The organism is Aureimonas sp. N4, assembly GCF_001463925.1.
Classification (GTDB): Bacteria; Pseudomonadota; Alphaproteobacteria; order Rhizobiales; family Rhizobiaceae; genus Aureimonas; species Aureimonas ureilytica_A.
In genome coordinates this window covers 1-15909 of sequence record NZ_BBWS01000021.1, presented here as the reverse complement: position 1 = coordinate 15909, position 15909 = coordinate 1, and the positions used below count along the sequence as shown (strand labels likewise).

Below are 15909 nucleotides of genomic sequence, written 5' to 3'. Positions count from 1 at the left end.
CCGATGGCACGGATCGATATCCGCAATCTTCAGAAGTCCTACAACGCGACAACGCGGACCCTGCACGGCATCGACCTCACCTTCGAGTCCGGCGAGTTCGTCGTGATCCTCGGGCCGTCGGGCTGCGGCAAGTCCACGCTTCTGCGCATGATCGCGGGGCTGGAGGACATCAGCGGCGGCGAGATCGCCATCGACGGGCGCGTGGTGAACAAGCTGGAGCCGCGCGAGCGCGGCTGCGCCATGGTGTTCCAGAACTACGCGCTCTATCCGCATATGAGCGTCGCCGACAATATCGGCTATGCCTTGAAGGTCGCAGGCGTTCCCAAGGAGGAGCGCCAGCGGCGTATCCGCGAGACGGCGGCGATCGTGGGCCTTGCCGACTATCTCGACCGCAAGCCGGCGGCGCTCTCGGGCGGCCAGCGCCAGCGCGTCGCCATGGGCCGCGCGATCATCCGCGAGCCGCGCGTCTTCCTGTTCGACGAGCCCTTGTCCAATCTCGATGCCAAGCTGCGCGTCACCATGCGCGCCGAAATCCGCAAGCTGCACAAGCGCCTGTCCGCGACCTCGGTCTTCGTCACGCATGATCAGGTCGAGGCGATGACGCTGGCGGACCGGCTCGTCGTCATGAATGGCGGCCATGTCGAGCAGGTCGGAACGCCCGCCGAAATCTACGAGCGGCCGGCCTCGCGTTTCGTCGCGAGCTTCATCGGCTCGCCGCCCATGACGCTGCTGCCGGGCGAGCTTGAGGCCGACGACGCCTTTCGCCTGACCAACGGCTACCGCCTGCCCCTGCCCGTGGGCTCGCGCGTCGGCTTGGGGGCCAAGCGCGTCGAGATCGGCATTCGGCCCGAACATGCGATCCTGACGCGGCGCGGCGCGCCGGGCAGCGCAGACGCGGTGGTCGATTTCATCGAGGAACTCGGCGCTTCGCGTGTCGTCTATGCCGAGCTCGGCGGCGTGCTCTTCGCCGTGACGGCGACCGAGGCGCTGTCGGTGGCGCCGGGTGACGCGATCGGCCTCCTGCTGCCGGCCGACCGGCTCCATGCGTTCGACGCCGAGACGGGCGCGCGCATCGAGTTGCAGCGCGAGCGGGCGCTTCAGCCGGCCTGACCACCCGTCTCTCGCCCGCGCGCGCCTTCGATCAGCGGTCGCGCGCGGGCGATCTCTTCGGCGAGATGATCCATCAGGGCGCGCACGCGCGGCACTTGGCGCAAGTCAGCATGGGTCAGGAGCCAGAGATCGGTCGCAAAGCGTTCGTCCGGCCCGTCCAGCCGGCGCAGCGCGGGGCGCGGGTCCGCGACAAAACAGGGGAGATAGCCGACCCCCAGCCCGGCCTCCAAAGCCTCGGCCATACCGAGAACGGAGTTGACGCGGTATCCGACGCCCTCCGGCCCGGCTTCGTTCAGGACATGACGCACCACTTTCATCGGGCTCATGGCCTCGCCCAGCGTCACCCATCGACGTGGGCCTGGCGCATCTTCGGCGGGGCCATAGAGCGCCCAGGCGATGCGCGCCGCCTTGCGCCCGACGAGATTGGGCGGCGGATTGTCGGTGGCGCGGATCGCGACATCGGCATCGCGCTTCGACAGATTGAGCGCCGGATTGCCGAGCACGATGTCGAGCCGCACCGAGGGGCAGGCCGCGAGAAAGCTTGCGAAGATCGGCGTCAGAAGATGGACCAGAAGCGAGTCGTTGGTGGTGACGCGCACCTCGCCCGAGGGCAGCGGCTCGCGGCCGGCGAGGCGCAGCGCGACGGCATCCACCTCCTCGCCCATACGCGCGGCAAGAGCGGCGATCTCCGCCCCGGCCTGGGTCGGCTCCAGCCGCGCCTTGTTGCGCTCGAACAGCGCGCAGCCGAGCGCGGCTTCGATCCCCTTCAGCCGGCGGAAAACGGTGGAATGCGCCGTGCCCAGTCGCTCGGCCGCGGCCGGCAGCGTGCCGGCTTCGGCCACGGCCCGGATCAGGCGGAAATCGTCCCAGCTCAGGCTTTCGAAACCGCTCATATATCCCTTCCGCAATCCAAGCATTGCATCGACGCAATCCATAGACCCCTTATGGCTTTGCGTCATTGCGATTATGTTGGCTTCAGAAATTGAACGAGGGCAACGATCATGAGCGAGCACGGCATTCATCACGTCACGGCCATCGCCGGTCCGGCCAGCCGCAATGTCGGCTTCTACACGAAGACGCTCGGGCTGCGCCTCGTGAAGAAGACGGTGAACTTCGACGATCCCGGCACGTGGCATCTCTATTACGGCGACGAGGCGGGATCACCCGGCACGATCCTGACCTTCTTTCCGTGGGAGCATGTCGCGCCTGGACGGCTCGGCGTCGGCGAGACGCAGGAGACCGTCTTCCGCGTGCCGGAGGGCTCGATCGGCTATTGGACGCATCGCTTCATCGAAAGGGGCGTCGCCTTCGAGCCGATCGAGAAGCGCTTCGGCGAGACGGTCCTGTCCTTCCGCGACCCGGACGGAATGCGCCTCGCCCTCGTCGCCGTTCCCGGTGCCGAGAAAGAGCCGGCCTGGAGCGCGGGCGACATCGCGCCCGACCACGCCATTCGCGGCTTCCATTCCGTGAGCCTGCTTCTGGAGGAAGCCGCGCCCACGGGCGCGGTGCTGACGGATGTTCTGGGCTTCCGGCAGGGCGCGAGCGAGGGTTCGATCACGCGCTTCGAAGTACCGGGGGCGAGTGTCGGCGGCATCGTGGACATTCGCGCCGTCGGCGGCTTTCTCAAGCCGCGCGCTGGCGGCGGGTCGGTGCATCACGTCGCCTTCCGGGCGGCCGACGACGCCGAGGAGATGGCCATGGCGCAAAAGCTCCATGACAACCACGGCATCCAGACGACCGAGCAGCGGGACCGCAACTACTTCCGCTCGATCTACTTCCGTGAGCCGGGCCATGTCCTGTTCGAGATCGCGACCGACCAGCCCGGCTTTGCCGTGGACGAGCCGGTGAACGATCTGGGCGGCACGCTCAAGCTGCCGGACTTCCTGGAAGCGCAGCGCGGCCGGATCGAGCAGGTTTTGCCCTCGCTGGCCGAGCCGGCCTGACCGCCCGAAGGCGGGACGCGTTGCGCCCCGCCTCTCCCAACCCCACCGGAGACAGAGCCATGGACCTTCCGCGCAACGATCTCTCGATGATCCACCGCTTCATTCCCGCGACCGTGGAGGGCGCGACGCCGCTTCTCCTGCTGCATGGCACGGGCGGCGACGAAAGCGACCTCTTAGGGCTTGGCGGTCTCCTGTCGCCGGGGGCGGCGCTTCTGTCGCCGCGCGGGCAGGTTCTGGAAAACGGGATGCCGCGCTTCTTTCGCCGGCTTGCGGAGGGCGTGTTCGACGAGGCGGACCTGCGCCAGCGCGCGCTGGAACTCGGCGCTTTCGTGGAAGAAGCGCGGGAGCGCCATGGCATGGCCCGTCCTGTCGCGGTGGGCTTCTCCAATGGCGCGAATGTGGCGTCCGCGCTGATGATGCTCGACCCCACGAGGCTGGCCGGCGCGATCCTGATCCGCGCCATGGTGCCCTTTGCCGAGCCGCCTGCCTTCGATCTCGGTGGTGCCCCGGTGCTTCTTCTGTCGGGGGGCATGGACCCGATCGTGCCGGCCGACAATGCCGCCCGTCTGGCGCGCCAGCTTCAGGAGGGCGGGTCGAGGCTTACTCATGAGGTGCTGCCGACCGGTCACGGCCTCGGCCAGATGGACCTCGTCATCGCGCGCGAATGGCTCGCCGCCTCGTTCGCTTGACGATCAGCGGCTGGCCTTGAAGGCGATCACGGATCGCCGATGGGCCGGCCCTTGGCACGATAGGTCTCGACATCGACCTCCACCCGGCGCAGTGCGACGTCCTCCGGGTGCGGGCTCTGGCGAAAGCCGAGTTCCTCCGCCATGGCGAGCATGGCCCGGTTTTCACCCAGCACCTCGCCATAGACGCGCGACAGGCCGCGCCGCCGCGCATAGTCGAGGATCGTTTCCATCAGAAGCCAGCCGAGACCGCGCCCTTTCTGGTCGGAGCGGACCATGATGCCGAACTCGGCCTTCTTCTCGTCGGGGTCCGACACGAGACGCGCGACGCCCAGGATATCGCCCTCCGCCTCTCCCGCGCGGGTGGCGACGAAGGCCATCTCGCGGCGATAATCGATCTGGGTCAGGCGCGCGGCGAAGGCATGGCCGATCCGCTTCATGGGCGCGAAGAAGCGCAGCCGCACATCTTCGGCGTCGGAGCGCGCGATCATCTCCACGATCCCCGGCTCGTCCTCCGGCCGGATCGGGCGCAGGAAGAAGCTCGACCCCGAGCGGGAATGCGCCACATGCTCCAGCTCGTTGGGATAGGGCCGAATGGCGAAGCGCGAGTGCGGCGCGCCGGTCGAGGTGCGCAAGACGACCCGCGCGTCGAGCGCGATGACCCCGGCCTCGTCCACCAGAAGCGGGTTGATGTCGAGTTCGGCGATTTCGTCGAAATCGGCGATGAGCTGGGACAGCTTGACGAGCGTCGCCGCCACGGCATCGCTGTCGGCCGCGGGCCAGTCGCGATAGCCCTTCATCAGACGCGAGACCTTCGTGCGTCCGATCATGTCATGGGCAAGCGGCAGGTTCAGCGGCGGCAGGCCGATGGCGCGATCGGCGATGACCTCGGCCGCCGTGCCACCCTGCCCCACGAGAAGCACCGGGCCGAACAGCGCATTCGTGCCGACGCCGAGGATCAGTTCGTGCGCACGCGGGCGCTGGATCATCGCCTGCACGGTAAAGCCTTCGATCCGCGCGCCCGGATGACGCTCGGCCACGAGCTTCAGCATATGTTCGCCGGCTTCGCGCACCATCTCGGGCGTGTCGAGTTCGAGCCGAACGCCGCCCACATCGGACTTGTGGGCGATGTCCTGAGACAGGATCTTCAGCGCGACCGGAAAGCCGATAGCGCCCGCCAGCGCCGCCGCCTCGTCCGGGCTGTGGGCGATCTGGGTTTGCACGACGGGAATGCCATAGGCGGAGAGCAGCGTCTTGGCCTCGGGCTCGGTCAGGACGCTGCGCCCCTCCCCGGCCGCCCGGGACAGCACCGCCCGCGCCTTCGCACCATCGGCCGCGCCCGGCTGGATGGCCGGCGGCGTCTGCATCAGAAGGTCCTGATTGCGGCGATAATTGACGAGCTGCATGAAGGCGCGCACGGACTCGTCCGGCGTCTGATAGGTTGGGATGCCGCGCGCCGCGAAGAGGCGGCGGGACTCACGCGCCGCGCGCTCGCCGAGCCAGCAGGTCAGAACCGGCGCGCCGCGCCGTGCCTTGGCGCTCGCCACCGTCGCCTCTGCCGCGCCCCGCCCGTCCGCCAGCGCCTGCGGCGTGTTCATGACGAGAACCGCATCCTGCCCGGGATCGTCGAGCAACGTTTCGAGCGCTTGGCCGTAAAGGCTGCCAGATGCGTCGCGCGGGATATTGACGAAGCGCGGATCGCTCTCGTCCGGCCGCGTGAAACGCACGAGCTTCGCCATCGTCTCGGGCGAGAGATCGGCCAGCTGGCCCCCGAGATCGCTCAAGGCATCGGCCGCCAGAAGGCCCGCACCGCCGCCATTGGTCAAAATCGCCAGCCGGTTCCCCTTGGGACGGATGGCGGAGGCGAGCGTTCCGACCGCTTCGAACAGTTCGCGCAGCGAATCGACGCGCAACATGCCGGCGCGCCGCAAGGCGGCATCATAGACCGCATCCTCATCGGCCAGCGCCCGCGAATGGGAATGCGACGCAGACGGGCCCGCGACCGCCGCCGAGCGGCCGGCCTTGATGACCACCACCGGCTTGGCACGGGCGGCGATGCGCGCCGCCGTCATGAATTTCGGCGCGTCGGTGATGTCCTCGATATGGAGAAGGATGGCGCGCGTCTTCGTATCCAGCGCGAGATAATCGAGGAGATCGCCGATATCGACGTCGCACATGTCGCCGGTGGAGACGACATGCGAAAAGCCGATCTCGCGCACATCGGCCCAATCCAGCACCGCCGTCGCGATGGAGTCGGACTGGCTGACAAAGGCGATGTCGCCGGCGCGCGGCGTCAGATGCGCGAAGCTGGCATTGACGCCGATGCCGGGCGACATCACGCCTATACAGTTCGGCCCGACGATGCGCAGCCGATGCGGCTTGGCAGCATTGAGCAGCCCTTGCCGGAGGACAGGATCGGCAAAGCCGGTGGAGATGACCACAGCCGCGCGGCAACCGCGCCGACCGAGTTCGTCGATGATATTAGCCACGCTCGGGGCCGGGGTCGCGATCACCGCGAGATCGGGTGTGATCGGCAGGTCGGCGACCGAGCGGAAGTTGACCGAGGATCGGATCGCCTGCTCGTGCGGATTGACCGGCATGACCGGGCCGACAAAGCCCGATCCGAAGAGATTGCGCGCCAGAACCGCCCCGACCGAGCCCTCACGATTGCTCGCGCCGATCAGCGCGATGGCCTTGGGTTCGAACACGGCATCGAGATTGCTGATGGTCATGACGGCCTCTGGAGCCCGGCGTGATGCCGGCGGAACGGAGCGCCCGTCAGCGTGTGGCGAGGGCGAAGATGAGGCCGCCGATCAGAACGAAGGCGGCGAGAAAGCCCATGAGGCGAATCATGCCCGTCGCTTCATTGCCGCCGACGATGATGCGCCAGACGCGCAGCAGCGGATCGTTCTGGGCCTTGAGACTGTCCATGATGCTGAAACTCCTGATGGCGGGCGTTGAGCCCTTGAAGACATGCTGGCCCGAGCGGCCGGTTCCTGCAACCGATGCGGCCCGAACCAGCGCCGCGAAAGCATGGACATGCCCGAAAGGCCAGCGCTGCGAAAGCGCGATCACGCAGCGCCAGACCTGCGGGTCAGGGCTCCAACCGCCCTTGGAGGCGATAGACGATCCCGTCCGGCTGGAAGTCGGTCTCGGCGCGGCCGTTGAAATAGCCGGGAACGACGCGCTCAGTAAGCCGTGTGCCGAAACCCTTGCGGCTTAGCGGCTTGACCTCGGGCCCGTTTTCCTCGCGCCATTCGAAATGGAACTCGCCCTCGGGCGAGACATGCCACCCAACTTTGACACAGCCTTCGTCCACTGACAGCGCGCCGTATTTCACGGCATTGGTCGCCAGTTCGTGCAGCGCCAGCGCCACGCCCATGGCCTGCTGGGCCGACAGGTCGAGCGTGTCGCCGGAGACGATGAAACGGCCGCTGCGATCGACATGGGGTTCGATCGCCGCATCGACGGCGGCGCGAAGGTCCGCGATCGTCCAGTCCGTCGCCGTCAGCATGTCCTGCGCCCGGCCGAGGGCCTGGATGCGGGCGGAGGCGACCTGCGTCGCCTCCTCGATCGAGGTGGAATGCCTTAGGCTCTGCGTCACCACGGCCTGAACCATGGCGAGCGTGTTCTTCATCCGGTGTGAGAGTTCGCGTTGCAAGACGCGGCGCTGGCGCTCGCCCTCTTCCTGCCGGGCGAGACTGTCCGACAGGTTGCGGTTCAGCTCTTCCAGCTCCTGGCGCTCGCGCATGAGTCGCGTCGTCTCGGTCACGATATTCAGCGCGCCGGCGATCTGCCCATGGTCGTTGAAGAGCGGGCTATAGGAGAAGGACCAATAGGTTTCTTCGGGATAGCCGTTCCGCGTCACGGTCAGCGGCAGGTCTTCCGCCCATGTGCCCTGGCCGGCCAGCGCCTGCTTGAGATAGGGCATGACGTCCTCGGAAACGTCGGCCCAAAGTACGCTGAAAGGCTTGCCGATCGCACCATCCGCCCGCGCGCCGAGCATCGGCAGATAGGCCTCGTTGTGAAACTGGAGAAGATCCGGCCCCCACCAGAGGCACATGGGCTGTTTCGACGCCAGAACGGTGCGCAGCACGGCGCGAAGCGTGAAAGGCCAGCCCTCGATCGGGCCGAGCGATGATCCGGCCCAATCGACGGAGCGAATGGCGTCCCACATCACGCCCTGTTCCTGCAAAGGGTCCGTCCCTTTCCGATCCGCCGTGATCGGCTCGCTCCACGTCATATCCGCTTCTGTCCCCCCTGGCCCGAAGCCTGCACCGGCGCGCGGGATGCCACGACACTGTCATAGCAGCGCATATGAAGCACAACCGCACAAGTTTCCACGAAGCCCACGAACTTCACGTTCACCGGCTAAAGATACAAACTCAGGTTGCGATTCACAATCTGTCAGACCACACCGATCCTCAGGAGATCGTGCAAATGCAGGATACCGACCGGCAGGTCGGCTTCCACCACCATCAACGCGGTAATGTTGGAGGAATTGAGAATATCGAGCGCCTTCACGGCCAAAGTATCCGGCCGGATCGTCTTGGGCGAGCGCGTCATCACCTCGTCCACCGTGCGCAGGAGAAGGTCGGGCGCCAGATGACGGCGCAGGTCGCCGTCCGTGATGATGCCGAGCAAACGCCCTTCATCATTCACCACCGCGACGCAGCCGAAGCCTTTGCGCGAGATCGCCAGGATCGCTTCCGACATGAGCGCGCCCGAAGCGATCAGCGGCATGGCCTCGCCGCGATGCATGATGTCTCCGACATGGGTCAGGATCGCGCCGAGCTTGCCACCGGGATGGAAGACGCGGAAATCGCTCGGCGAAAAGCCACGCGCTTCCAGAAGCGCGATCGCCAACGCATCGCCCAGCGCCAGTTGCGTCAGCGCCGAGGTGGTGGGCGCAAGCCCATGTGGACAGGCTTCCTCGGCGGGGGGCAGCAGGAGAACCACGTCGGCCTCACGCCCCAGCGAAGATTCGGGGGCGGCGGTCATGGCGATCAGCGGGATGGAAAAGCGCCTCGTATAGGCGATGACGCTTTTCATTTCCGGGCTTTCGCCGCCCTTGGACAGGGCGAGCACCACGTCGCCCGAGGCGATCATGCCAAGATCGCCGTGATTGGCCTCGGCCGCGTGCACGAAGGAGGCCGGGGTGCCGGTGGAGGCGAAGGTCGCGGCGATCTTCGCTCCGATATGGCCGCTCTTGCCGATCCCGGTCACGATCACGCGCCCGGACACGGCGGCGATGCGCGCCAAGGCGTCCTCGAAGGCGGGGCCGAGCGGCCCTTGCAGCGCGGCCGCCAGGGCATGAAGCCCCTCCGCCTCGGTTCCCACCGTGCGAAGGGCGGAGGCGATGCCGGGAGACGCGGACAGGTCGAGCATGAAGAGAGCCATTTCGGATTGCTTGTCCCCTCTCCTACCCTTCGGAACGAGGGAACGCCACCTCGGCGGGGTAAGCGCCCTGTTGGGCTCGGCGCAAGGCCGGCGCGCCATAAGAGGCCGACAACCAATTCTTAACCATGCCGATTTACCGTTCGGTCATCTTTCGCGCCGCCGGATCGTCCGGCCTTTTCGGGCAGGGAACCGCTCTTTCGATGGCAGTCAGGCTTCGACACCTCGCCGCGGCCTGCGGTCTTCTGGCCGCCTGCGCGCTCTCCGCGTACCCAACCCGAGCCATGGCGCAGGAGCCTTCCGGGCCGGAAGAGCAGACGGACCTCGCTGACACGCCAGCGCCCACCGCTCCCCTGAGTGCTGGCGCACGGCTATCATCCGGCCAGCGCCTGACGGCGCCTCCCCTATCAGGTAGCGAACGGCTCGCACCGCCTCTCTCTTCGAGCGACATTGGCCAGTCGGGTCGGATCGACGATGGGCTCCGCCTGGATGTGGACGCGCTCCGCCGCAGCGCGCCGACACCTTCCCTCCCCGACGACACCACCAATCCGGGCCTGTCGCGCCGCGAAAACTTTCGCGACACGCCGGCCCTTCGTACGGGTGATGCCGGGTCCGATACCGCGCAGCCCCGCGCGCCCCGCCGGGCGGCCGAACCCGACGCACCGTCCAGCAATCTGTTTCAATCCATCGGCCCGGTGCGCAGCCCGACGCTGGATGAGATCGGCAATCGCCGCCTGAGCGACGCCTATGCCAGCCTTCGGCGGCTGGCGCCGGGCATCAGGTCGAACGACCCGTTCGCGCCGGTCGGCACGCGGATCGGCTCGTTCATGGGCTATCTCACGCTCGACCAAAGTCTCGGTGCCTCCGATAATCTCACCGCGTCTCGCGACGGGGTGAGCGGCTTCTTCAGCCAGAGCACGCTGACCGGGCGGCTTGTCTCCGACTGGTCGCGCCACGAGGCGGAGTTGAACGTGGCGGCCACCTATCGACGCAACATGGCGGGGCCGGTCAAGGACGAGCCGCAGGTCGATGCCGATGGCCGGGTGCGCATCGACATCTCGCGCGACATGACCGCCGTTCTGCGGGGGGCCGTGTCCTTCAGCCGCGAAGACGATTTGACCGTCGGCGCCGTACAGGACGCTGCGGCGCGCGCCGATCGACTCCGCTATTCCATGAGCGCGGAGCTTCAGAACCGCTTTGGGCGCTTCGATACGGTGACGACGCTTCAAGCGGTGCGGGACGATCTGTCCGACCGGGCACAGCGCACCAATTCGCTGGACGACAGTTTCACGACCTATACGGCCGGCCTGAAGGCGACGCTGGACGAGCGCGCGCCGCTCCATCCCTTTGTCGCGGCCAGCATCGGGCGGCGTGTCTTCGACAAGACGAGCTTTGGCGGGGTCAGCCGCGACAGCGCGATCCCGGCGCTCCGCGGCGGCGTCGGCTTCAGCCGGGGTGAGAAAGTCTCCGGCGAGATCGCACTGGGCTATGCGTGGAACATTCCAGACGACAACAGCCTGCCCACGATCGGCAGCCCGACGCTGGACGCCCTGCTCGCCTGGTCGCCGCGCCGGGGCACCGACGTCACGCTGCGCGGTACGACCTCGTTCGAGCCGGAGACGACGAGCCTCGACACCGCGACGCTTTACCAGCTCAGCCTCGGCCTGACGCACCGCGCCACCGCGCGGCTGGAATTCAACACCACGCTGATCGCGGGCCTGCGCGAACGACGCACGGTCGCCAACGAATATGTCTATAGCGGCGAGGCCGGCTTCACCTATTGGCTGAACCAGCATCTCGCCCTGACGGGCCTCTATCGCTACGACCGCTTCGAAGCCGCCCTGCCCTTCAACAATTACAGCGCCAACACGGTGCGCGTCGGCGTCCGCCTTCAGAATTGAGCGAGCGACGGAACGCGCGTCCAGATACGAAAAAGGGCGCCTCGGCGCCCTTCTCGATTCAGAGGATGGAAAATCCGGCGCTCACTCGGCGGCGCGGCGATCCGTCGCGCGGCGCTCCTGAGGCTCCACCGTCGCCATCAACTCATGGAGATTGTCGAAGACCTTGCCGCGAATGTCGTGACGCCACAGCGCGAAGGCGACATTGGCCTGAATGAAGCCTTCCTTCGAGCCGCAGTCGAACGTGCGGCCGGTGAAGGGATGAGCGAAGAAGTCCTGGCTCTTGGCCAGCTTCAACATGCCGTCGGTCAGCTGGATCTCGTTGCCCGCGCCCTTTTCCTGGGTCGAGAGAATGTCGAAGATCTCGGGCTGAAGAATGTAGCGGCCGGAAATGAAGAAGTTCGAAGGCGCTTCCTCGTTCTTCGGCTTCTCGACCATGCCATCGACCTTGAAGCCGGTGCCGACATCGGCGCCCTTGCCGACGATGCCGTATTTATGGGCTTCGGACGGGTCGCACTGTTCGACGGAGATGACGTTGCCGCCGGTCTGCTCGTAGAGCTCGACCATCTTCTTCAGGCAGCCCTCTTCGGACTGCATGATCATGTCGGGCAGAAGCAGGGCGAAAGGCTCGGGACCGACCAGATCGCGCGCGCACCAGACCGCATGGCCGAGGCCGAGCGGCGCCTGCTGGCGCGTGAAGCTCGCGGTGCCGGCTTTGGGCTGAAGGCTGTCGAGCAGCTGAAGCTCGGTCTTCTTATTGCGCTCGGTCAGCGTATTCTGCAGTTCGACCTGAATGTCGAAATAGTCTTCGATGACGCCCTTGTTGCGTCCGGTCACGAAGATCAGATGCTCGATCCCCGCCTGACGGGCCTCATCGACGACATACTGGATAACCGGTCGGTCGACGACCGTCAGCATCTCCTTCGGGATGGCCTTCGTAGCGGGAAGAAACCGCGTTCCCAAGCCGGCGACCGGGAATACGGCCTTTCTGACCTTGCGCATGCACTAATCCTTCCAACCGCTGGATTCGGGTTAACCCATAAATCACGAAAGCATGACCTGTCGACAAGCAACATGCGACGCCGCGTTTTAGCCCCAGAAACATGGGAAATTCTGGTGGCGCTACGATCTCTTCAGCATTTCGTGTTCCGTCGTGGTAAACGTAACGTTTACATCCTGAACCTAAGCTGAAGGCCATAGCACACGACCAGTCCGACGAAGGATCATGCCTATGCCTGGACCGATCACCGCCCGCATCGCGCGCCTCGGCGCGGCCACGCTCGTTCTGGCGGGCCTTTTGGCCACGCCTGCCGCCGCCGATCAGGGCTTCCGTAACTGGATCGTCGGTTTCGAGAAGACCGCCGTCGCCAACGGGATCAGCCGCCGCGTCTATGAGCGCGTGTTCGACGGCGTGACCGAACCCGACCCGGACGTGATCCGCAAGGCGCGCTTCCAGCCCGAGTTCCAGGACAAGATCTGGGACTATCTCGACAACCGCGTGAACGAGGAGTCCGTGGCCGAAGGCCGGCGGATGCTCGTTCAGTACAAGTCGTGGCTGGACCGGATCGAGCAGCGCTTCGGCGTCGATCGCCATATCCTTCTGGCGATCTGGTCGATGGAATCCAACTATGGCCGCATCCTGCAAAGGCAGGACGTGATGAAGAGCGTGCCGCAGGCGCTCGCCACCCTCGCCTACATGGATCCCAAGCGGGCCAAGTTCGCCCGCACGCAGCTTCTGGCCGCGCTCAAGATCGTGCAGGACGGGCATGTCAGCCCCAAGGGCCTGACCGGCTCCTGGGCGGGCGCGATGGGCCACACGCAGTTCATCCCGACCAGCTATCAGGCCTATGCCGTGGACATGGACGGCAACGGACATCCCGACATCTGGGGTTCGGTGCCGGACGCGCTGGCGACGGCGGCCAATCTCCTGCGCAAGAACGGCTGGCAGAGCGGCAAGAGCTGGGGCTATGAAGTCGTCGCGCCCACGGGCTCCACCAAGCTGGAGCGCGCCGGCAAGAGCATGGCTCAATGGCAGCAGCTCGGCTTCAAGCGCGTCAGCGGCCGCCCCTTCCCCGCGCCGTCCGACCGGGCCAATCTTCTGATGCCGGCGGGGGCCAACGGCCCGGCCTTCCTGATGACCAAGAATTTCTTCGTCATCAAGCGCTACAACAATGCCGACAAATACGCGCTCGCCGTCGGCCATCTCGCCGATCGCATTGCCGGCTATGGGGCCTTCGCGCATCCTTGGCCGCGCGGCTACGTTCCCTTGTCGATGGAAGAGCGTTACGAAGTGCAGCAGCGCCTCACGCAGCATGGCCTTTATGACGGCAAGATCGACGGCAAGATTGGCGACAGTTCCAAATCCGCCATCACCGCCTATCAGCGCCGCGCGGGCATGAACGAGGATGGAAACGCCTCCAAGGCGCTTCTAGAGCTTTTGCGGAGACCATGATCCGATGACGGACGAGCGCAACACGAAGCATCGGGGACGAGCGCGGCTCGCGACCCTCATGGCGCTTATCGTAGCGGGCTCGTCCGTTCTCCCCGAAATCGCGGCGGCGCAGGAGCGGCGCCGGGGCATTCTCGAAATGCTGTTTGGCGGCCCGCCCCGCTCGCAGCCGTCCTACCGCGTCTATGAGGCGCCGCCGCAGCAGCGTATCATCCGCAAGGCCCCGCGCAAAAAGGCGCGCACCGATGCCGCTGCGCCGAAGCGTAACTCTTCGCCCCGCTCGGCCGCGGCAACCGCTGCGGCCGGGGGCGCGGCGGCGGTGGCCGCAAGCGCCAGCGCGCCCGTCGCCAAAAGCGAGGCAGCCCGCAACGTCCTTGTGATCGGGGATTTCATGGCGGGGTCGCTCGCCAAGGGGCTGGACGCGGCCTTCGCCACCAACCGCGACATTCGCGTCACGAACCGCGCGGACGGCTCTTCCGGCCTCGTGCGCGAAGACCACCATGATTGGCCCGCCAGCGTGGGCGCCCTGATCGACGAGACGAAAGCCGACCTCGTCGTGGTCATGCTGGGGGCGAACGACCGGCAGGGTTTTCGCGCCACGGAGGGGACGATCGCGCTGCGCAGTCCGGAATGGGCCGACACCTACGAGCAGCGCGCCAAGGCTCTGGCCGAGGCGATCCAAACCAAGAAGAAGCCCTTTCTCTGGGTCGGAATGCCGGCCTTCCAGTCCGACCGCGCGACGGAAGACATGGTCTATCTGAACGATCTGTTCCGCAATGTCGCGCAAGCCCATGGCGGCGATTACGTCGATATCTGGAACGGGTTCACCGATGCCAATGGCAGCTTCGTGACCTCCGGCCCCGACATGGCCGGGCAGACCGTGCGCCTGCGCAATTCCGACGGCATCACGCTGACGGGCGCGGGCCAGGAAAAGCTCGCCTATTTCGTGGAGAAGCCCGTTACCAAAGTGCTCGGCCTGAATGTCGAGGATTTCGTGGCGAGCCTGGGGCCGCAGCAATTGTCCGCCAAGGACCTGCCGGCCGTGGTGGACGCGGCGCTGGCCACGACGACCGCGCCCATCTCCTTTGCCGATCCGCGCTTCGATGGCGGCGACCAGTTGCTCGGCAGCGCCCAGCCGGGCACCGGCGGCCAGGGCTCGCCGCGCGAGAAGCTGGTGCGCGAAGGCGTCGTCTCGGCCGCCGTCGAAGGCCGGGCCGATCAGTTCAACTGGACAGGTCGCGGCACCGCCGTCTCCCCTGTGACGCGAGATAATGCGATCGTATTTCGCGGCACGACGAGCCTGGAAGAGCTTCGCCTGCATGGCCCGGAAGCAGGGCCGCCTACCAAGCCCGAGGCCCCGGCCGCCGCCCCGAAGGCCGGTACACCGGACATGTCTTCAGTCAATTAAGGGCTGCAGACAAGAGTTCCCAGCCGAGCCAGCCGAAGGATCGCCATGCGATCGCGAGGGGCGAAGCGCCGTCCGTTTGATCGGCAAAATTCGACCCTCTCGGCGTCCTCACTGTGCAAGAGAGCCGTTTAGCTCGCACAGACTCAAGCAGCGAAAACCCAGCAAGCGTCCCCCCCCCGTCGCCTCCCGTTCTCTCCAACAAAAAAGGCCCGCCTCCGTTCGGAAGCGGACCTTTTTTGTTGGATCGTGATGTGCCTTCAGCGCGGCAGCGTGGTCGAGCCCATAAGGTCGAGATCGACGGCGCGGGCCGCCTGCCGGCCTTCGCGGATCGCCCAGACCACGAGCGACTGGCCGCGACGCACGTCGCCGGCGGCATAGAGCTTCTCGACCGAGGTCTTGTAGCCAAGGTCGTCCGCCAGCACGGCCACATTGCCGCGCGAATCCGTCTTGGTCTTCAGCGCGTCGCCCGCGTCGGCCATGAACCCGTCCATGAACGGGCCGGCAAAGCCGATGGCGATGAAGGCGAGATCGGCCTTGATGACGAACTCGGTGCCGGGGATCGGCTTACGTTTCTCGTCCACCTGCGCGCACTTCACGCCGGTCAGCTGGCCGTCTTCGCCGACGAATTCGAGCGTCGCGACCTGGAACTCGCGCACCGCGCCTTCGGCCTGGGACGAGGAGACGCGCATCTTCGTCGCCCAGTAGGGCCAGACTTCGAGCTTGTTCTCGGTCTTGGGCGGCTGCGGGCGAATGTCGAGCTGCGTGACCTTCACCGCGCCCTGACGAAACGCCGTGCCGACGCAGTCCGACGCCGTGTCGCCGCCGCCGACAACGACGACATGCTTGGCACCGGCCCAGATTTCGCCTGCGTTCCAGCCGGCGCTCTCGACCTTCTCGCCGCCGACGCGGCGGTTCTGCTGCACGAGATAGGGCATCGCATCATAGATGCCTTCCAGCCCGTTGGTCGGAATGCCCGCCTCGCGCGGGCGCTCCGCGCCGCCGCAATACAGGACCGCGT

General features: G+C 66.5%; 13 protein-coding genes. 6 read left to right on the top strand and 7 right to left on the bottom strand.

Annotation, left to right across the window (positions count from 1 at the left end; translation table 11 throughout):
- The first annotated feature begins 3 nt into the window (after positions 1–3).
- Positions 4–1110, top strand: coding sequence for a sn-glycerol-3-phosphate import ATP-binding protein UgpC (locus AUL28_RS06535; protein ID WP_062231109.1), 1107 nt, complete (start codon positions 4–6; stop codon positions 1108–1110).
- On the opposite strand, the gene AUL28_RS06530 is transcribed toward AUL28_RS06535, so the two are convergent.
- Positions 1098–2003 (bottom strand): LysR family transcriptional regulator, encoded by a 906-nt coding sequence (locus tag AUL28_RS06530; protein ID WP_062231107.1) that lies wholly within the window; start codon positions 2001–2003, stop codon positions 1098–1100. The two genes, AUL28_RS06535 and AUL28_RS06530, sit on opposite strands and share 13 nt — an antisense overlap.
- A 108-nt stretch (positions 2004–2111) precedes the next feature.
- On the opposite strand from AUL28_RS06530, the gene AUL28_RS06525 reads away from it, so the two are divergent.
- Positions 2112–3053: a ring-cleaving dioxygenase gene (locus AUL28_RS06525; protein ID WP_062219437.1), complete on the top strand. Its 942-nt coding sequence runs from the start codon at positions 2112–2114 to the stop codon at positions 3051–3053.
- A gap of 59 nt (positions 3054–3112) precedes the next feature.
- Entirely contained in the window at positions 3113–3742 is a 630-nt protein-coding gene (locus AUL28_RS06520; protein ID WP_062231106.1) for an alpha/beta hydrolase, read from the top strand.
- 26 nt (positions 3743–3768) lie between these two features.
- On the opposite strand, the gene AUL28_RS06515 is transcribed toward AUL28_RS06520, so the two are convergent.
- From AUL28_RS06515 to AUL28_RS06500, 4 genes are all read right to left on the bottom strand, one after another.
- Positions 3769–6471, bottom strand: coding sequence for a bifunctional acetate--CoA ligase family protein/GNAT family N-acetyltransferase (locus AUL28_RS06515; protein WP_062231103.1), 2703 nt, complete (start codon positions 6469–6471; stop codon positions 3769–3771).
- A gap of 46 nt (positions 6472–6517) precedes the next feature.
- Positions 6518–6814, bottom strand: coding sequence for a hypothetical protein (locus AUL28_RS06510; RefSeq protein WP_062219444.1), 297 nt, complete (start codon positions 6812–6814; stop codon positions 6518–6520).
- 19 nt (positions 6815–6833) lie between these two features.
- Complete coding sequence (locus AUL28_RS06505) at positions 6834–7982, bottom strand: sensor histidine kinase (RefSeq protein WP_062219446.1); 1149 nt, start codon at positions 7980–7982, stop codon at positions 6834–6836.
- A gap of 164 nt (positions 7983–8146) precedes the next feature.
- Positions 8147–9127, bottom strand: a complete 981-nt coding sequence (locus AUL28_RS06500; protein ID WP_082640307.1) for a KpsF/GutQ family sugar-phosphate isomerase — start codon at positions 9125–9127, stop codon at positions 8147–8149.
- 500 nt (positions 9128–9627) lie between these two features.
- On the opposite strand from AUL28_RS06500, the gene AUL28_RS06495 reads away from it, so the two are divergent.
- On the top strand, positions 9628–11037 hold the full coding sequence (locus AUL28_RS06495) for an outer membrane beta-barrel protein (protein WP_062231102.1): 1410 nt from the start codon (positions 9628–9630) through the stop codon (positions 11035–11037).
- 81 nt (positions 11038–11118) lie between these two features.
- Here the strand turns inward: AUL28_RS06495 and galU are convergent, their stop codons facing one another.
- Positions 11119–12036, bottom strand: coding sequence for a UTP--glucose-1-phosphate uridylyltransferase GalU (galU, locus tag AUL28_RS06490; protein ID WP_058600238.1), 918 nt, complete (start codon positions 12034–12036; stop codon positions 11119–11121).
- 229 nt (positions 12037–12265) lie between these two features.
- On the opposite strand from galU, the gene AUL28_RS06485 reads away from it, so the two are divergent.
- Together AUL28_RS06485 and AUL28_RS06480 are read left to right on the top strand one after the other, a co-directional pair.
- Positions 12266–13486, top strand: a complete 1221-nt coding sequence (locus tag AUL28_RS06485) for a lytic murein transglycosylase (protein ID WP_082640299.1) — start codon at positions 12266–12268, stop codon at positions 13484–13486.
- Between the two features lie 58 nt (positions 13487–13544).
- Complete coding sequence (locus AUL28_RS06480; RefSeq protein WP_192843411.1) at positions 13545–14891, top strand: SGNH/GDSL hydrolase family protein; 1347 nt, start codon at positions 13545–13547, stop codon at positions 14889–14891.
- 257 nt (positions 14892–15148) lie between these two features.
- Here the strand turns inward: AUL28_RS06480 and AUL28_RS06475 are convergent.
- Positions 15149–15909, bottom strand: a 761-nt coding sequence (locus AUL28_RS06475; RefSeq protein WP_192843410.1) for an FAD-dependent oxidoreductase, incomplete at its 5' end; no start/stop codon positions are given.

Coding starts and splice junctions, on each gene's coding strand:
- AUL28_RS06535 (WP_062231109.1), top strand. CDS start 4: ATGGCACGGATCGATATCCGCAATCTTCAGAAGTCCTACAACGCGACA.
- AUL28_RS06530 (WP_062231107.1), bottom strand. CDS start 2,003: ATGAGCGGTTTCGAAAGCCTGAGCTGGGACGATTTCCGCCTGATCCGG.
- AUL28_RS06525 (WP_062219437.1), top strand. CDS start 2,112: ATGAGCGAGCACGGCATTCATCACGTCACGGCCATCGCCGGTCCGGCC.
- AUL28_RS06520 (WP_062231106.1), top strand. CDS start 3,113: ATGGACCTTCCGCGCAACGATCTCTCGATGATCCACCGCTTCATTCCC.
- AUL28_RS06515 (WP_062231103.1), bottom strand. CDS start 6,471: ATGACCATCAGCAATCTCGATGCCGTGTTCGAACCCAAGGCCATCGCG.
- AUL28_RS06505 (WP_062219446.1), bottom strand. CDS start 7,982: ATGACGTGGAGCGAGCCGATCACGGCGGATCGGAAAGGGACGGACCCT.
- AUL28_RS06500 (WP_082640307.1), bottom strand. CDS start 9,127: ATGCTCGACCTGTCCGCGTCTCCCGGCATCGCCTCCGCCCTTCGCACG.
- galU (WP_058600238.1), bottom strand. CDS start 12,036: ATGCGCAAGGTCAGAAAGGCCGTATTCCCGGTCGCCGGCTTGGGAACG.
- AUL28_RS06485 (WP_082640299.1), top strand. CDS start 12,266: ATGCCTGGACCGATCACCGCCCGCATCGCGCGCCTCGGCGCGGCCACG.
- AUL28_RS06480 (WP_192843411.1), top strand. CDS start 13,545: ATGGCGCTTATCGTAGCGGGCTCGTCCGTTCTCCCCGAAATCGCGGCG.